The following is a 12909-nucleotide window of genomic DNA, read 5'->3' as shown; positions in this document are numbered from 1 at the left end:
TCCATCCTCCTCCCGAGCCGTCGGCCCAGGACGGGACTTTCGATCAGAGTCGGCCTGGCAGGATCATCTCCATGACCGGGATCGATGACCTTTTACGGCGAGTGCTCGTGAAGGCGGCCGCGGACACGGAGCGGCTGTCTCCCCCCGCGACAGCGGAGGAAGTCGAAAATGCGGAGCGCATTCTGGGCTTCGAACTTCCTCCAGTGCTGGCGCGGCTCTACGGTGAAGTGGCCAACGGCGGTTTCGGCCCCGACTTTCACCTCTTGCCGCTCACCGGCGATGGGCGTACCGCCGTAAGCGACTATCGCGAGGAACGTACGACGCGGGAGTCCGGTGAGGCCGTTAGCCGAACGACATCAGCGCTGACTGGCACAACGCGTGGTACGTCGACGCCGACAGCCTGACCGACTGGTTGAAGACGTGGCTCTCGGGAACGGGCTGGCACGAAGAAGATGCCGAATACGATGAGGTGCAGGAACCAAGGCCCTGGGGGATAGCTCGGCAGCGATTGTCAGAGCCGGAGTAATTCGATCGTCCCCAAGCGCCACCTGGACAGCCAACACGCGAAGAGAGCTTCAGCGCAATCCAGACGGACCCTTTTCCGATGCGGGGAAGGTGTTGCTTCGCCTGGTGGACGAGTTGGGTGTCAGCCCGGAGGAGATCGGCGCGTTGGCTCGATGGGTCGCCTTCGAGCCGGTCCCGGCGGCCCGGTGTGGGCGGCTCGTTCCGCGGATCAGATCCAGCCTTCCTCCCAGGCGCGGCGGGCGGCGGCGTGGCGGGAGCCGACGCCCAGTTTGGCCATGGCCGCCGACAGGTAGTTGCGCACCGTGCCGGGCGCGAGGTGCACCTGGGCGGCGATCTCGCTGACCGATGCCCCGGTACGGCAGGCACGCAGCACGTCGAGTTCCCGGTCGGTGAGCGGGCAGGGGCCTTCGGTCAGGGCGGATGCGGCGATGTCGGTGTCGATGTACCGCCGGCCCGCGGCGACGTCGCGGATGATCTCGGCGAGCCGGGACGCCGGCGTGGTCTTGGGCACGAACCCGCTGACGCCGGCCGCCAGGGCGCGGCGCAGCACCCCCGGCCGCGCGTGCCGAGTGACCAGCACGACCCGGGCGCCGGGCAGCGCGGCCATGATCCGTGCGGCGGCATCCAACCCGTCGGCCGGCGGCATCTCCAGGTCGAGCACGGCGATGTCGGGGCGGTGCTCGCGGGCCAGCCGTACCGCGTCGGTGGACGTGGCGGCCTCGGCGACCACGGTGAGGTCGGGTTCCAGCGCCAGCAGCGCGGCCAGGGCGCTGCGCAGCAGGTCCTCGTCGTCGGCGATCAGCAACCTGATCATCGCGCCTCCGCGCTCGCGTCGACCGGCAGGCAGGCGGCCACGACGAAGCTTCCGTGTTCGTGCTCCCAGGTCAGCTCGCCTCCGGCGGCCCGCAGGCGGTCGGCCAGGGTGCGCAGCCCGGTGCCCGCCCCCGAGCCGGGCGGGCCGGTCGCGCCGTCGTTGCGTACCCGCAACCGGGCCAGGCCGTCCGTGAGGCGGTAGTCGACCTCGGCGGCGCGCGCCCGGCTGTGGCGCAGCACGTTGGTGGTGGCCTCACGCACGACCAGCCCGAGCAGGTGCCGGCACGCGTCGGGGAGCGGCCCGGTGCCCGCGGCGGGCTCGACGTTCATCTGGACCCGGATGTCGGCCGCGGCGAGCACCCGGCCCGCGTTGGCCAGCTCCGCCTCCAGCGTCGTACGGCGGTAGCCCTGCACGACGGCCCGCGTATCCGAGAGCGCGTCGGTGGCGAGCCGCTGCACCTCCAGCATCTCCGCGGTCGCGCGGGCCGGGTCGGCCGCTGCCAGCCGCGCGGCCAGTTCGCTCTTGCGCGCGATCACCTGTAGGTGGTGACCCTGGATGTCGTGCAGGTCGGCGGCGAACCGCAGCCGTTCCCGGGTGACGGCCAGCTCCCCGTCGAGGCGCCGCGCCGCGTTCAGCCGTTCCGCGATGTCCCACGCCCACAGCGACCCGAGCGTGACCCAGGCGCTGAACGCGACCAGTCCCGGCGGGAACAGCACCGCGCGTACCGGGTCGTCGCCTCCCGCGACCGCGCCCGGCACGGCCGCGGCGGCCATCGCCACGGCGATCAGCGCCCACCGGCGCGGCGGCGGCAGGAACGTCGCGACGACCGACACCGTCATCGCCGGGGCCAGTGCCCACAGCGCGTCGTCCCGTACGGCCAGCAGAACGCCGCCGAGCGTGGCCGTACCGGCTGCACTCGCGGCCATCCACGCCAGGAGCGGGCGGCCGGGGCGCTCGCCGGATGCGGTGGCGGGGTCGAACGCCAGCCGGCGGTGCAGCAGCACGGCGCAGCACATGGCTGTCACGGCCAGCGCGGCGGCGCCCGCACCCCTGGCCCAGACCGGTACGCCGGAGGCCAGGAGCCCCGCGCCGGCCACGGCGACCAAGAAGAACGCGGTGCTGCCGGTGAGGCTCCACCAGGTGTAACGGCGGAAGCTCCGGAGTGCCGCCGTCCCGCCGTCGGTCCCGTGGTCGCGCACGCAGTCATTGTGACAGTACGCCGCGTCGCGGGCCGGTCGCGATTTCCGCCACGGTCGTTTCATGACAGTTGTCACGAGATTCAGTGACAAAGCCACGCGCACGCCTGTGGTTTCGGCACTACTGGCGGCCTCCTCCAGCGGCCAGGCTGAGCGCGGTAGATGCCCGGCCCCGTAGGGAGGAACCGCATGGACGGCCCGCCCGCGCACCCCGATCCGTCACCTGTCACCCCATCACCCCACCAGGAGGCCTCCATGACGAGCGTGTCCCATGGACGCGGACATCGGGTCCGCCGGTTGCTCGACCGCTGGCCCACGGCGCTTGCTCTGGCGCTGTCCGCGGCGACCTTCGGCGGAACCGAGTCGGACGAGGCGGTGGCGTCGTTCGCGTCGATCCTCCTGCTCCTGCCGTTGCTGTACCTGGTGGTCGCCAAGCTGGAGGCGCGCCGCGCGACGTGGCCGCTGCTCGTGGGCGGGCTGGCCGGCGTCGTCGCGCTGCGCGCGCTGGAGGTGATCGAACCGGCCGTCGTGTTCTCCGCCCTCGCGCTGATCGTCCTGCTTTGGAGCGTCGTGGACGGGCACGTGTTCCGGTCCGGGACGTTCCGGGTGCAGGCGCTGGGGATGCTCGCCTTCGGTGCGCTCGGGCTGATCGGGCTGGCCGTGGATCCGGATCTGGGCCGCTACCTGGTGGCGGCCGGATGGTTCTTCCACGGCGTCTGGGACTTCGTCCACCTGCGGCGGGACAAGGTGGTGGCCCGGTCCTTCGCCGAATGGTGCGGCGTCATCGACGTCGTGATCGCCGCAGAGTTGATCTTCAGGTGGTAGGGCGGGGCCGGGAACAACGGGACAGCCGCTTTGGTTGGGCCGGCACTCGCATATGGAGAACCACTTCTGGAAGTCGATGATGTCGTCGGGCGGGAGTTCGGTGAGTTGCTCCACCAGCCGGATCAGGCGCGCCTTCCTGGTGCCGGTCTCCTGGGCCGACTGTTCGATGAGTGCCCAGAACGCGTCCTCGTACCTGGGCGGATGATCGTATGAGCGGTCAGTCCTGCCCAGAGCCGGTGCGGCGGCGTGGTGACCCTGGTCGGTGTGTTCGGTTGGTACGGCGGGGCCGGCGTGCGGTGGCCGGCCCGGTGTCGCGCCACCGTCCGGGACCGGCCCTCAGGCCGCACCGGTGGAGCACCGGAGGGCTTCTTTCGGCCGCCGAATGACGTTTGACGCCGCCCTCCCTCCGGGGCATGATCTCTACTTCGAGATTCATCCAGAGGATCCGAGGGACCTGGCCCAGCGACGGTCCGGCAACCTGCCCGAAGAAAGGGAAAGGTGCCAACGCCAGGAACGATGAGGAGGGCTCGATGAGCCTGGGGCTTGATGTTCCTTCGCTGCATGGATCGCTCGTTCGGCTGGAGCCACTCGCGATGAGCCATGCGTCGGATCTGAGGCGGGCCGCGGAAGAGGACCGTTCCTCTTACGGTTTCACCTTGGTTCCCCGCGCCGCTGAGGTGGAGGCGTACCTGGCGGCCCAGTTCGCTCGTGGGAGCGACGGGCTGACTCCCTTCGCACAGGTTCGGGTGCGCGACGAGATGGCGGTGGGATGCACTGCGTTCTGGGATCCCCGAACGTGGCCGGATCGGCAGGATCTGCGCGCCATCGAGGTCGGCTGGACATGGCTCGCGGCATCCGCACAGGGCACCGGAATCAATGCCGAGGCGAAGCTCCTCCTTTTCACGTATGCGTTCGAGACGTTGGGCGTGGCCCGCGTCGACCTGAAGTCGGACGCCCGCAACCAGCGGTCGCGCCAGGCGATCGAGAACCTCGGCGCATGCTTCGAGGGCGTGCTGCGCAGTTGGTCACCCTCCTGGGCGCCTGGCGAAGCGGGGTTGCTGCGAGACTCGGCCATGTTCTCTGTGGTCGCTGCCGAGTGGCCGACCGTCAGGCAGGCGCTGCGTGCTCGCCTCGCCAACGTGAGCACCGAGTAGTTCGGGCGTCTTCCCGGCGACCGGACAGTACGACGGCTACGGCGGGATGACGATCGACGAAACTCGTCGGCGGTCCTACAACAAGGCCGCGGAGACGTGGGCCGCCCTGCTGAAAGGTCAGATGATGTAGACGGCACCGGCGTCGGCAGCGGTGAGTTACAGCATTGATCCCCACGGCGAACGCCATCTCCGGTGCAGGCTCGGGTGCGATGTCGATCACGGCTGACGACAGGTCGATGCCGATCATGTCGGTGTGCCGTGCCGCGAGGAAGCGGGCGACGTGCCCTGGACCGCATCCCAGGTCGGCTGTCAGTACGTCATCGAACTCCTGGATAGTGTCGACATCGGCAAGTCCGCACCGACGTCCCAGTCGAGCGACGGAGCGGCCGTCGCACGAGACGAGAGCTGACAGCCATGAAGTACGTGATCCTGATCCACTCCAATCCGCAGCCGTGGGGACACCCAACCGGCGACTACCTTGCTGCCTACCAGGAGCTGCCCGACGACGTGCGCAAACGGCTGGACGCCGAATTCGAGCAGGTGATGTCAGAACTGCAGGCCAACGGCGAGTTGATCGGCGGCGAGGCGCTCGGCGACCCCGCGGCCGCACGACTGTACCGGTGGGAGGACGGCTCCCCGCTGGCGAGCGACGGCCCGTACTCGGAGGCCAAGGAGCATCTGGCCGGGTTCTTCCTCATCGATGTCGAGAACCAGGCCCGCGCAGAAGAGGTCGCCGCGAAGTTCGCCGGCCCCGGAGAGACGGTGGAGCTGCGGCCGACGATGTGGCCAGGCGGCGACGATCAATAGCGATCTCAGGCAGATCCTATGGTGCAGCGGATACTCGCGGACGTGTGGCGACGGGAGGCGCCACACGTCCTCGGCGCGCTTCTGCGGAGGTACGGCGACCTCGGTGACTGCGAGGACGCGGCCCAGGAAGCTGCGGAGGCCGCTACCTCTCAGTGGCCCATCGGTGGGGTTCCCGACAACCCGAGGGCGTGGCTGATCCGGGTCGCGTCGCGGCGCCTGATCGACCGAGCGCGGGCCGACTCGGCCCGCGCCCGCCGCGAGGCGCTCGACCTGGCACGACGGCCGGACGACGGCGGCGTGGCTCCTGGGGCGGACGAGGTCCCCGCGACTGAGGTCGACGACACGCTCCGCTTGCTCTTCCTGTGCTGTCATCCTGCACTGAGCAGGCCGTCGCAGGTGGCGCTCAGCCTACGGGCGGTGGCCGGGTTGAGCGTGGAGCAGATCGCGGCCGCGTACCTGGTGCCGGTCCGCACGATGACCCAGCGCCTCAGCCGCGCCCGCACGACGCTGCGTGGCGCAGGCGCACGGTTCGCGATGCCGCCGGACGAGGAACTGGCGGCCCGGGTCGCAGCTGTGCTCGACGTCTGCCATCTGGTGTTCACCGAGGGCTACACGCGCACCTCCGGCGAGACCCTGGTCGACGTCGAGCTCGCCGAGGAGGCGATCCGGCTCACCCGTCAGGTCCACGTTGCACTGCCCGACCATGACGAGGTGACCGGCGGGCTGGCGCTGATGCTACTCACGCACGCGCGGCTGCCGGCGCGGACCGACTCTGCCGGTGATCTGGTGCCGCTGGCCGAACAGGACCGCTCCCGCTGGCGGCGCGATCTGATCGCCGAGGGTGTCGCGCTGCTGGAGCAGATACTGCCGCGGGGGCACGTCGGCCGTTACCAGATCCAGGCGGCTATCGCCGCGGTTCACGCGGAGGCATCGACCTACCAGGCCACCGACTGGATGCAGATCAGCGTTCTCTACGACATGCTGAGCCGGGTTGCTCCCGCCCCGTCTGTGACGCTCAACCACGCCGTCGCCGTTGCGATGGCCCACGGTGCGACGGTCGGCCTGGCCCTGCTCGATCCGCTGCTGACCGATCCCGCGATGCGGCGGCATCACCGGGTGTACGCCGTACGCGCCCATCTGCTGGAGCTGAACGGTGATGTGGAAGCCGCGGCCGAACACTACCGGCGGGCCGCGCAGCTGACGACGAGCCTGCCGGAGCAGCGCTACCTGAACCGGCGACTGCGCCAGCTAGGACGCCGTTGGACGTGACATGGACCAGGGTCATGTCGCCCGTGGATTGAACGCCGTCGACGCCCAGGTCAGCCAACCGGGGGAACACCAGTCCGACAAGATCCTCAATGTCACACCGGCACAGCCGATCTCCATCCCGATGTGGCGGTCATCGGGAGTCGGCCGGGTCTGGGAACGTCGTCACGATTCCGAGTCTGCCAGCGACCCCCGCGCCTGCGCTGGACGGCGCGGTTCCCTGAATGCGAGGGCGCGCCGTTGCGGTTCTGGGGATGCACCTGCAACCCGGGAAACCTACGAGCCCCATCGTGATGGCCTCGCGCGCCGGAGGCGCGCCCCAGAAGGGACAGCCCGAGCGGAGCGAGGACCGCTCGGGGCGGGGTCTCGGCAGGCAGTTCACGACGCCTACATGACGCTTCGGGCCGCGCTGAGCAACGCGGTTCGGGAGGAGACATCGACCCGCAACGTCGCCGCCAACGTCAAGATGTCGGTCCCTCGGAAGCGCAAGGTCAAGCCCTGGTCGGTGGACGAGGCCAGGACCTTCCTGGAGTCGGCCCGCACTCGGGAAGACCCGATGTATCCGGCGTACGTCCTGGTGCTCGTCCTGGGTCTCCGCCTCGGCGAGCCCCCCGGGCTACGTGGGGAGGACGTCGACCTCGACCAGGCCGAGATGACGATCGGCTGGCAACTCCAGCGAGTCGCCGGCAAGCTGCTGCACCGCCAGACCAAGACCGACGCCTCGACGCGATGCTGCCCTTTCCCGAGGTTGTCACGACAGCACTCCGCGCCCGACTGCAGGTATCCAATGCGGCTCGTCAAGCAGCAGGGGACAACTGGCAGGAGACAGGTCTCGTCTTCACCACCGCGAGCGGCCGACCGGTGGAGCCGTCGAACTTCCGGCGTAGCTTCGCCAACGCCTGCGATAAGGCGGGGGTGCGAAAGGTCCACTTCCACGCGACCCGCAAGACCTGCGCGTCCTTGCTCGTCGCCCTCGATGTCCATCCGCGCGTGGCCATGCAGATCCTCCGCCACTCGCAAATCGCGGTGACCATGAACATCTACAGCGAAGTCTCGTCAGAGGAGACGCGGAAGGCGCTGAAGCGATTGGGGCAGCACCTCAGCTTCTGAAGGTTCGCGCACGCTCTGAGACAGCTGGGCTCACGTTGCCTGGACCCCCGTCCGACCATGTGAGTCGGGCGGGGTTCGGTGTTGTTCGAGGTCTCCGGCGAGCGATAGAAGGGCTGGCTCTGACTCAGGTGGCCGGCGGGCGAACAACGGCGGTGATCTCTAAGCCGGGGCCGTCATGCGGCTACCCTCCCACCATGACGATCAGATTTACCGCTCAGGTCGCCGGAGCATACGAACACCCAGAGGATGAATGCGTGTCCGCCGGTGTGAGCGAAACCGAAGACGGTGACGGCATGGTGCTCACCTTCCAGTGCTGCACCTATGAGCCTGATGATCAGGACATTGCCCTGGGCTTTGACACCCACTGTGTGGTTACGGCCAACCAGGGCACCGCCTATGGAGCAGTCCAAGAACTCGCTCTGCGAGACAACGTGCTGCGCGTCGTCTTCGACCTCGACGCCCTGGAGGCGCTCAGCCTGGCCGAGCCTGAGATAGAGGCAGTTCTCGATGTAGACGAGCAGTCCGTCGAACAGCTTCGGCAAGGACTGCGCCGCATCCTTGCCTACGGTCGTGCTGACGCCCGCCCTCGGGTTCTGAAGCTGTAGAAGGTTGCCGCTGTAGCTGTACTTTGCAGCTGTACAAGATCGAAAAGGCCACTTCCCGATCATGGGAGGTGGCCTTCGACGTGCGGTGGAGCCTAGGAGATTCGAACTCCTGACTTCCTGCTTACAAATCGGTCTGACCTTCGAGGACTACAGCCTTGACCTGGGAGACAGGCAGTCCGCCAGCGACCGTGACTGACCCCTGGTGACCGCCCTTAATGGCACGCTAATGGCACGGCGATCGTGCATCCACATGCGTCTCCGAACGGCCGACATCCTTCCTGACTCGTGATCCGGGTACGGACTGCCGACGGTTTTGCAGCGGGCCGACGCTCCAGACCGCATCAGGCCCCTGACCTCCAGGTACGGCTCTCGCCTCTCCCCTATCAGGAAAGATCATCCCGCGCATATCCCGCGAGCAGGGTCAATCATGATCGCTCGGTTATGCCGGATCGGTAGACTCGCGCCGTGTTCAGCGTGCGTTGGCCGCACTACTTCGACGAGCAGGCGCCCCTCATCGAGGCCAAGGGCTGGTTCTCGGATGTCCTGGTCGAGCGGGAGGGACAGTACTACCGCCCAGTGTTCTACGATCCTGTCCGACTTGGGCAGGAGATCGCTGAGGAGATGTCAAACGGCGCAGGCTTCTTCAGAGAGCCCAACCTTGTCGTGGTCGATCGGGTCACGCGCGACCATATTGAAGCCGCCATCAGCGCACTCGTCGACAACGGCTTCAACCTGCTACCTGAGTGAGACCGACCAGGGCCAACAGATGGCGGGAGACGACTCGATCCAGCTCCAAGGCGCTGGCTACATGCCTCAGCTTGGAAACGGCGGTAGCCATCCTGCTCGGTGGGCCAGGGCTGAGAAACGAAGCCCTGGACCTTCGATCGCCCCCGACCATGCTCGATGCCCAGCCATGCAGTGGCGATCGTAGGGCTGTATCTGTGCGGCGGCGTGGCAACCGCGGTCGGCGCCTTCGGCAAGTACGGCGGGGGCGGCGTGCGGTGGCCGGCCCGGGTCCCGCCGCCGTCCGGGACCGGCCCCCAGGCCGCACGCCCGGACGGCGAGCGGGCGGAGGGCCGGGGGTACGGCGGCGCGCCGCGCCGCCGCTTGATACCTGAAAGAACAACTCGGCAACTCGGCAGACCTGCGAGTGTCCTGTCTCGCTTGATGGTTGACACTCTGGCCTCGCGTGATGCTTGACACCTTGATCGTTATCTGTGCCTGCTCGTGGCGTTATCGACGCTTCGGGGGAGGCTCGGGTGGCATTGGTGGAGTTGAGCGTCGTGGAGCAGCGCTATCACGCGGTGATCGAGGTGTTGTCGGGGGCGAAGGTCACCGACGTGGCCGGCCGTTACGGGATCTCGCGGCAGTCGGTGCACGTCTGGGTGCGCCGGTATCAAGACGGTGGCCTGGCGGGGCTGGGCATCCCTTGCGGGGATGGCCTTTTAGCGCGTAACCGTATGCGTTCACCCAGGTCGCCGACCGCGCGACTCTTTCACGCTTGGTGCTGAATGTGCTGGTCAAAGGACTACTTTTCGCGCAGGCTCTCAATCTCAGCGGCCAATACGACCATGTCGTGCACATGCTCGTAGTATTGGGCCGCATACTGATCGTCGATTGCCGGGAGGACCCTCTCGCACGCCAACGTCAGCTGCGCCAGGCCAGAGCGGTACTGTGCGCTGAGCGGGCCTTTAAGGACGCGTGTGGCCCAGCCGTAGGCGTCCGCATCGAGCATCACCATGTCCTCGTCCTCAATGTTGAGGCCGCGGAAGCCAGGCGGGAACGGCCTGGCCATGTGCTGGGCCATCATCTGCGAGAGCGTGTCGAGCTTCTCTTCCAACATGAGGGAAATCCTCCCAGGGCACGCTGGCGTCTCCGCGTGCGATTTGCCCGCGGTGGGGACATCTACTCCAGCGAATCTCAACCCTTCTGTGCCCAGTGCTCGTAAGGTCAGTGGCCATGGCGCATGTCGTGTTTGGGTCAAGCCCTACGAGCGAGAGAACCACAGACCAGACACAGAGGGATACAAAGCCCTCTGCGGCTGGCACGGGATGACTGAGAGACGGGGGCCCGTGTCCGAACAAGCCGTACGCGAGCGTGAAGCTCCGGTACGCGGACTACCAGCCAGTGCAGTCAGCCTGCGTCGAGGCCCTCAAGGAGATCTCACGGCGCTACGGCTTCCCGATCCCCCAGGAGCAGGGCGAGCGTGTCGAGGGAAGTTGATGCTGTAGCTGTGCTTTGCAGCTGTACAAGATCGAAAAGGCCACTACCCGATCATGGGAAGTGGCCTTCGATGTGCAGTGGAGCCTAGGAGATTCGAACTCCTGACTTCCTGCTTGCAAACGAAGTCGGAGGCACATCCAGCCTGGAGAACATCAGTAGCCGCGTCGGCATGACTTCCATGGGCGTCCATGCACGTGCGCGCTGATGAGAGGTCGTTGTCACTCAGTTCGACACTCAGACGCGGGCGGCTCGGCCTGGTCGGCCAGGATGGTGCCCCTTCGTCCCGAACTCGCGGCGTAGAGATCGACAAGGGTTGTTGCGGCAGTCAGGCTGCCCATGAAGATCGCAGGTGGTCGCTGCTGGTCGGTGGGGTTGCTGCACTTTGGTGCTGCACTACTGATGTTCGCCAATCTCGAACTTGCGATCCCAGTAGCGAAATAGATCTTTTATGTTTGTAAATCTCTGAATGGCGCCACTGTTTTTATCTGTAATTACTAGTTCTTCACCTTTGGTGAGGGGATCAATTAAAGCCATGCCCGATATGATAGCATCATGTACCATCACATCTATGTCTTTCTGCTGCTGACGAGAGCTCGCCTCGATCTCTTCCAAGAATTTGCCGAAAAAAGTTAATGTGGCTCCGCCTTCTGGATTCTCGACAATAAGCACGCCGCCCTGCGGATCGTATGATATATCAATTCCCAGAAGCTCTTCAAGGCGTTCCAATAGGACTTGCGCCCCCTGCTGTTCGTTTTCAAATCGCTGATGTCGGCGGATGGTCCTGCTTTTGATCCGGGCTAGCCCCTCTATATCAAGCTTATTCTCTATCGGGATGGCGATGCGAGGACTCTTGGCGCTCGCCTTGATTGGAATGTCAGGAATTTGCGCTATCTCCCAATATGCCAGATTGGTCTGCGAGTCCCATATTGTGATTACGACCGGTTCCCAAAAGTCCATCCAGTGCTTTAGGCGCCACGCTTCGAACGGATACTTGATGTGCTTTGCAGCCTTATCCAGATAGCGATCTAGGCTGTCCGTTCCCTTAACTTGTACATAAAAGGCGTAAGGCGTTACCTTGTCGTCCTCAACAATACGAACTTGCAGATCTTCGCCATAATCATTCCTGATCTCTTCGACTATCCAGTTTTTGGCTTGGAATACTCCCGTTACATGTCCTACAGCTAGGGAGGCAAGCTTGTGAGAGCGGGGTCTCGTAGGGGGCATAGCAACGATTGGACCACAAGAACAGGTGGAGTCGGAGTCGAATCGCGAATGCGCGAAGGGGCGGAAGAGGCTTCAAGATACGGAACAAGATCGATAGGTGTGGTTATCTCCCTCGTCGGGCAGGTCGTAGCCCTACTGGGCATCGTTCGCGTGTAGCCCCCAATGGCCCATGGTCAGCGTTGAAGATCTTTGGCGTTAGCCATGTTCAAGGGGTAGGCGTTGTGGTCATCTCCTCGTCGGGCAGGCGTAGCCATACCGGGCCGGACGTGCCGGGTCAAGCCGTCGTTCGCGTGTACATGTGCCCCGGTGAGCTTCCACGCGCGCCGGTTGTCCTGCGTGCACATGACGGCTTGACCCGGTGCGGCTGGTCTGGTGTCCCTTGTGGTGGCCGGCGGGGAGATGACCGCTCAGGACCTCAGCCACTCCGGATGGCTGGCGCGGCCGGACCCCCATCTCCGAGGAGGGCCGGGGTTTGGGGCAGAGCCCCAAGGTCTTCCGCCCTTCACCCTTGCGTCGTCGTGCAGCTGGCCGTCGTCCGTCTCCCCCGGGCGCAGTCACGGTTGAGGCTTGCGGGCTGTTCGTCCTGGTCTCGTCGATCGTTGGGCTAGGGGCGTGGATACATGAAGAGAGTGCAGCGCCTGGCGACTCTTGCCGCCTTCTACCGGAGGTGCCGGCTTGCCGGCACGCGCGCCGCCGCGGCGGGACCGGCCGAAGAGCCGCAGCCCGCCGCGAGCGAGCGCGCAGGGCCAGGCGTTGTGTCGTTGGATTCGCTGCGGCGGTGCGCTGCCGGCGGGCACTGAGGTAGGGCGGAGAGTCGCTGAAGCTGTTCTTCGAGGGGATCGCGCCTCCCTCGACGGAGCCGGGCCGGATGGGCTGCCTGGTTGTCTGCCGGTACGTTGACGCCGCTCTTCACGGCCTTCTCCTGGAGACCCTTCTCAGGCCCTATCCCGGTGCTCAGCTGTAGGTCGTCCTCTACCGCTCCCCCATGATCGCGCGGTCCCCGCCGCTGCGCGGCGGGCTTGAAACCGCAGGGAAAGTTGTAACAGCTCAACCAGAGGTCACATGTGTGTTGTCCCGGGACATGCTTGACGGATGAGTCCCAGGACATGGGCGACAGGTGCTGTTTTCGGCCAGTCTGTCGTGCGTCGTTGCGGCGTCGT

At 66.2% G+C, this 12909-nt stretch carries 13 protein-coding genes, 2 pseudogenes and 1 riboswitch; of the genes and pseudogenes, 9 read left to right on the top strand and 6 right to left on the bottom strand.

Annotation, left to right across the window (positions count from 1 at the left end; translation table 11 throughout):
- Window positions 1–71: 71 nt before the first annotated feature.
- A complete protein-coding gene (locus B0I32_RS35640; protein ID WP_219912175.1) occupies window positions 72–404 on the top strand; it encodes an SMI1/KNR4 family protein in 333 nt (110 codons plus the stop codon).
- Between the two features lie 329 nt (window positions 405–733).
- On the opposite strand, the gene B0I32_RS35635 is transcribed toward B0I32_RS35640, so the two are convergent.
- Complete coding sequence (locus B0I32_RS35635; RefSeq protein WP_106247306.1) at window positions 734–1339, bottom strand: response regulator transcription factor; 606 nt, start codon at window positions 1337–1339, stop codon at window positions 734–736.
- Window positions 1336–2538, bottom strand: coding sequence for a sensor histidine kinase (locus tag B0I32_RS35630; protein ID WP_245956221.1), 1203 nt, complete (start codon window positions 2536–2538; stop codon window positions 1336–1338). Before B0I32_RS35630 ends, B0I32_RS35635 begins: the two co-directional genes overlap by 4 nt.
- Window positions 2539–2790: 252 nt before the next feature.
- Here B0I32_RS35630 and B0I32_RS60285 point away from each other — a divergent pair, with 252 nt between their 5' ends.
- Window positions 2791–3360 carry a hypothetical protein gene (locus B0I32_RS60285; protein ID WP_106247302.1) on the top strand — a complete coding sequence of 190 codons (570 nt, stop codon included), beginning with the start codon at window positions 2791–2793 and terminating at the stop codon, window positions 3358–3360.
- Window positions 3361–3426: 66 nt separating this feature from the next.
- On the opposite strand, the pseudogene B0I32_RS61790 reads toward B0I32_RS60285, so the two are convergent.
- Window positions 3427–3591, bottom strand: a pseudogene (locus B0I32_RS61790) (DUF4240 domain-containing protein); the annotation flags it as partial.
- A gap of 198 nt (window positions 3592–3789) precedes the next feature.
- A riboswitch (SAM riboswitch) is annotated at window positions 3790–3883 on the top strand.
- A gap of 7 nt (window positions 3884–3890) precedes the next feature.
- Between B0I32_RS61790 and B0I32_RS35615 the strand changes: the two are divergent.
- Entirely contained in the window at window positions 3891–4514 is a 624-nt protein-coding gene (locus tag B0I32_RS35615) for a GNAT family N-acetyltransferase (protein ID WP_106247301.1), read from the top strand.
- Here B0I32_RS35615 and B0I32_RS61785 read toward each other — a convergent pair.
- Window positions 4468–4980, bottom strand: coding sequence for a methyltransferase domain-containing protein (locus B0I32_RS61785; RefSeq protein ID WP_425438125.1), 513 nt, complete (start codon window positions 4978–4980; stop codon window positions 4468–4470). The two genes, B0I32_RS35615 and B0I32_RS61785, sit on opposite strands and share 47 nt — an antisense overlap.
- Between B0I32_RS61785 and B0I32_RS35610 the strand changes: the two genes are divergently transcribed.
- The 6 genes and pseudogenes from B0I32_RS35610 to B0I32_RS35585 form a co-directional block, all read left to right on the top strand.
- Entirely contained in the window at window positions 4929–5321 is a 393-nt protein-coding gene (locus B0I32_RS35610; protein WP_106247299.1) for a YciI family protein, read from the top strand. The two genes, B0I32_RS61785 and B0I32_RS35610, sit on opposite strands and share 52 nt — an antisense overlap.
- A gap of 18 nt (window positions 5322–5339) precedes the next feature.
- Window positions 5340–6590: an RNA polymerase sigma factor gene (locus tag B0I32_RS35605; RefSeq protein ID WP_106247298.1), complete on the top strand. Its 1251-nt coding sequence runs from the start codon at window positions 5340–5342 to the stop codon at window positions 6588–6590.
- A 726-nt stretch (window positions 6591–7316) separates the two neighbouring features.
- Complete coding sequence (locus B0I32_RS35600) at window positions 7317–7697, top strand: tyrosine-type recombinase/integrase (protein WP_219912174.1); 381 nt, start codon at window positions 7317–7319, stop codon at window positions 7695–7697.
- Window positions 7698–7891: 194 nt separating this feature from the next.
- Window positions 7892–8302: an Imm10 family immunity protein gene (locus B0I32_RS35595; RefSeq protein ID WP_106247296.1), complete on the top strand. Its 411-nt coding sequence runs from the start codon at window positions 7892–7894 to the stop codon at window positions 8300–8302.
- Window positions 8303–8767: 465 nt separating this feature from the next.
- The gene (locus tag B0I32_RS35590; protein WP_106247294.1) at window positions 8768–9049 is read left to right on the top strand and encodes a hypothetical protein; all 282 of its coding nucleotides are present in this window, start codon (window positions 8768–8770) and stop codon (window positions 9047–9049) included.
- 527 nt (window positions 9050–9576) lie between these two features.
- Window positions 9577–9723, top strand: a pseudogene (locus B0I32_RS35585) (helix-turn-helix domain-containing protein); the annotation flags it as partial.
- 107 nt (window positions 9724–9830) lie between these two features.
- On the opposite strand, the gene B0I32_RS35580 reads toward B0I32_RS35585, so the two are convergent.
- Together B0I32_RS35580 and B0I32_RS35575 are read right to left on the bottom strand one after the other, a co-directional pair.
- Complete coding sequence (locus B0I32_RS35580; RefSeq protein WP_106247293.1) at window positions 9831–10145, bottom strand: hypothetical protein; 315 nt, start codon at window positions 10143–10145, stop codon at window positions 9831–9833.
- Window positions 10146–10918: 773 nt separating this feature from the next.
- Entirely contained in the window at window positions 10919–11749 is an 831-nt protein-coding gene (locus B0I32_RS35575; RefSeq protein WP_106247291.1) for a DUF4365 domain-containing protein, read from the bottom strand.
- Window positions 11750–12909: the final 1160 nt, after the last annotated feature.

The sequence above is a fragment of the Nonomuraea fuscirosea genome, from assembly GCF_003001935.1.
Lineage (GTDB): Bacteria > Actinomycetota > Actinomycetes > Streptosporangiales > Streptosporangiaceae > Nonomuraea > Nonomuraea fuscirosea.
Note: the sequence above shows the minus strand (reverse complement) of the source record. Positions and strands in the feature narration are given on the sequence as shown.

What these genes read in the sequence shown, in the direction of transcription:
- B0I32_RS35575 (WP_106247291.1), bottom strand. Translation starts at nt 11,749, where the DNA reads ATGCCCCCTACGAGACCCCGCTCTCACAAGCTTGCCTCCCTAGCTGTA.
- B0I32_RS35615 (WP_106247301.1), top strand. Translation starts at nt 3,891, where the DNA reads ATGAGCCTGGGGCTTGATGTTCCTTCGCTGCATGGATCGCTCGTTCGG.
- B0I32_RS60285 (WP_106247302.1), top strand. Translation starts at nt 2,791, where the DNA reads ATGACGAGCGTGTCCCATGGACGCGGACATCGGGTCCGCCGGTTGCTC.
- B0I32_RS35640 (WP_219912175.1), top strand. Translation starts at nt 72, where the DNA reads ATGACCGGGATCGATGACCTTTTACGGCGAGTGCTCGTGAAGGCGGCC.
- B0I32_RS35610 (WP_106247299.1), top strand. Translation starts at nt 4,929, where the DNA reads ATGAAGTACGTGATCCTGATCCACTCCAATCCGCAGCCGTGGGGACAC.
- B0I32_RS35580 (WP_106247293.1), bottom strand. Translation starts at nt 10,145, where the DNA reads ATGTTGGAAGAGAAGCTCGACACGCTCTCGCAGATGATGGCCCAGCAC.
- B0I32_RS35635 (WP_106247306.1), bottom strand. Translation starts at nt 1,339, where the DNA reads ATGATCAGGTTGCTGATCGCCGACGACGAGGACCTGCTGCGCAGCGCC.
- B0I32_RS35605 (WP_106247298.1), top strand. Translation starts at nt 5,340, where the DNA reads ATGGTGCAGCGGATACTCGCGGACGTGTGGCGACGGGAGGCGCCACAC.
- B0I32_RS35595 (WP_106247296.1), top strand. Translation starts at nt 7,892, where the DNA reads ATGACGATCAGATTTACCGCTCAGGTCGCCGGAGCATACGAACACCCA.
- B0I32_RS35600 (WP_219912174.1), top strand. Translation starts at nt 7,317, where the DNA reads ATGCTGCCCTTTCCCGAGGTTGTCACGACAGCACTCCGCGCCCGACTG.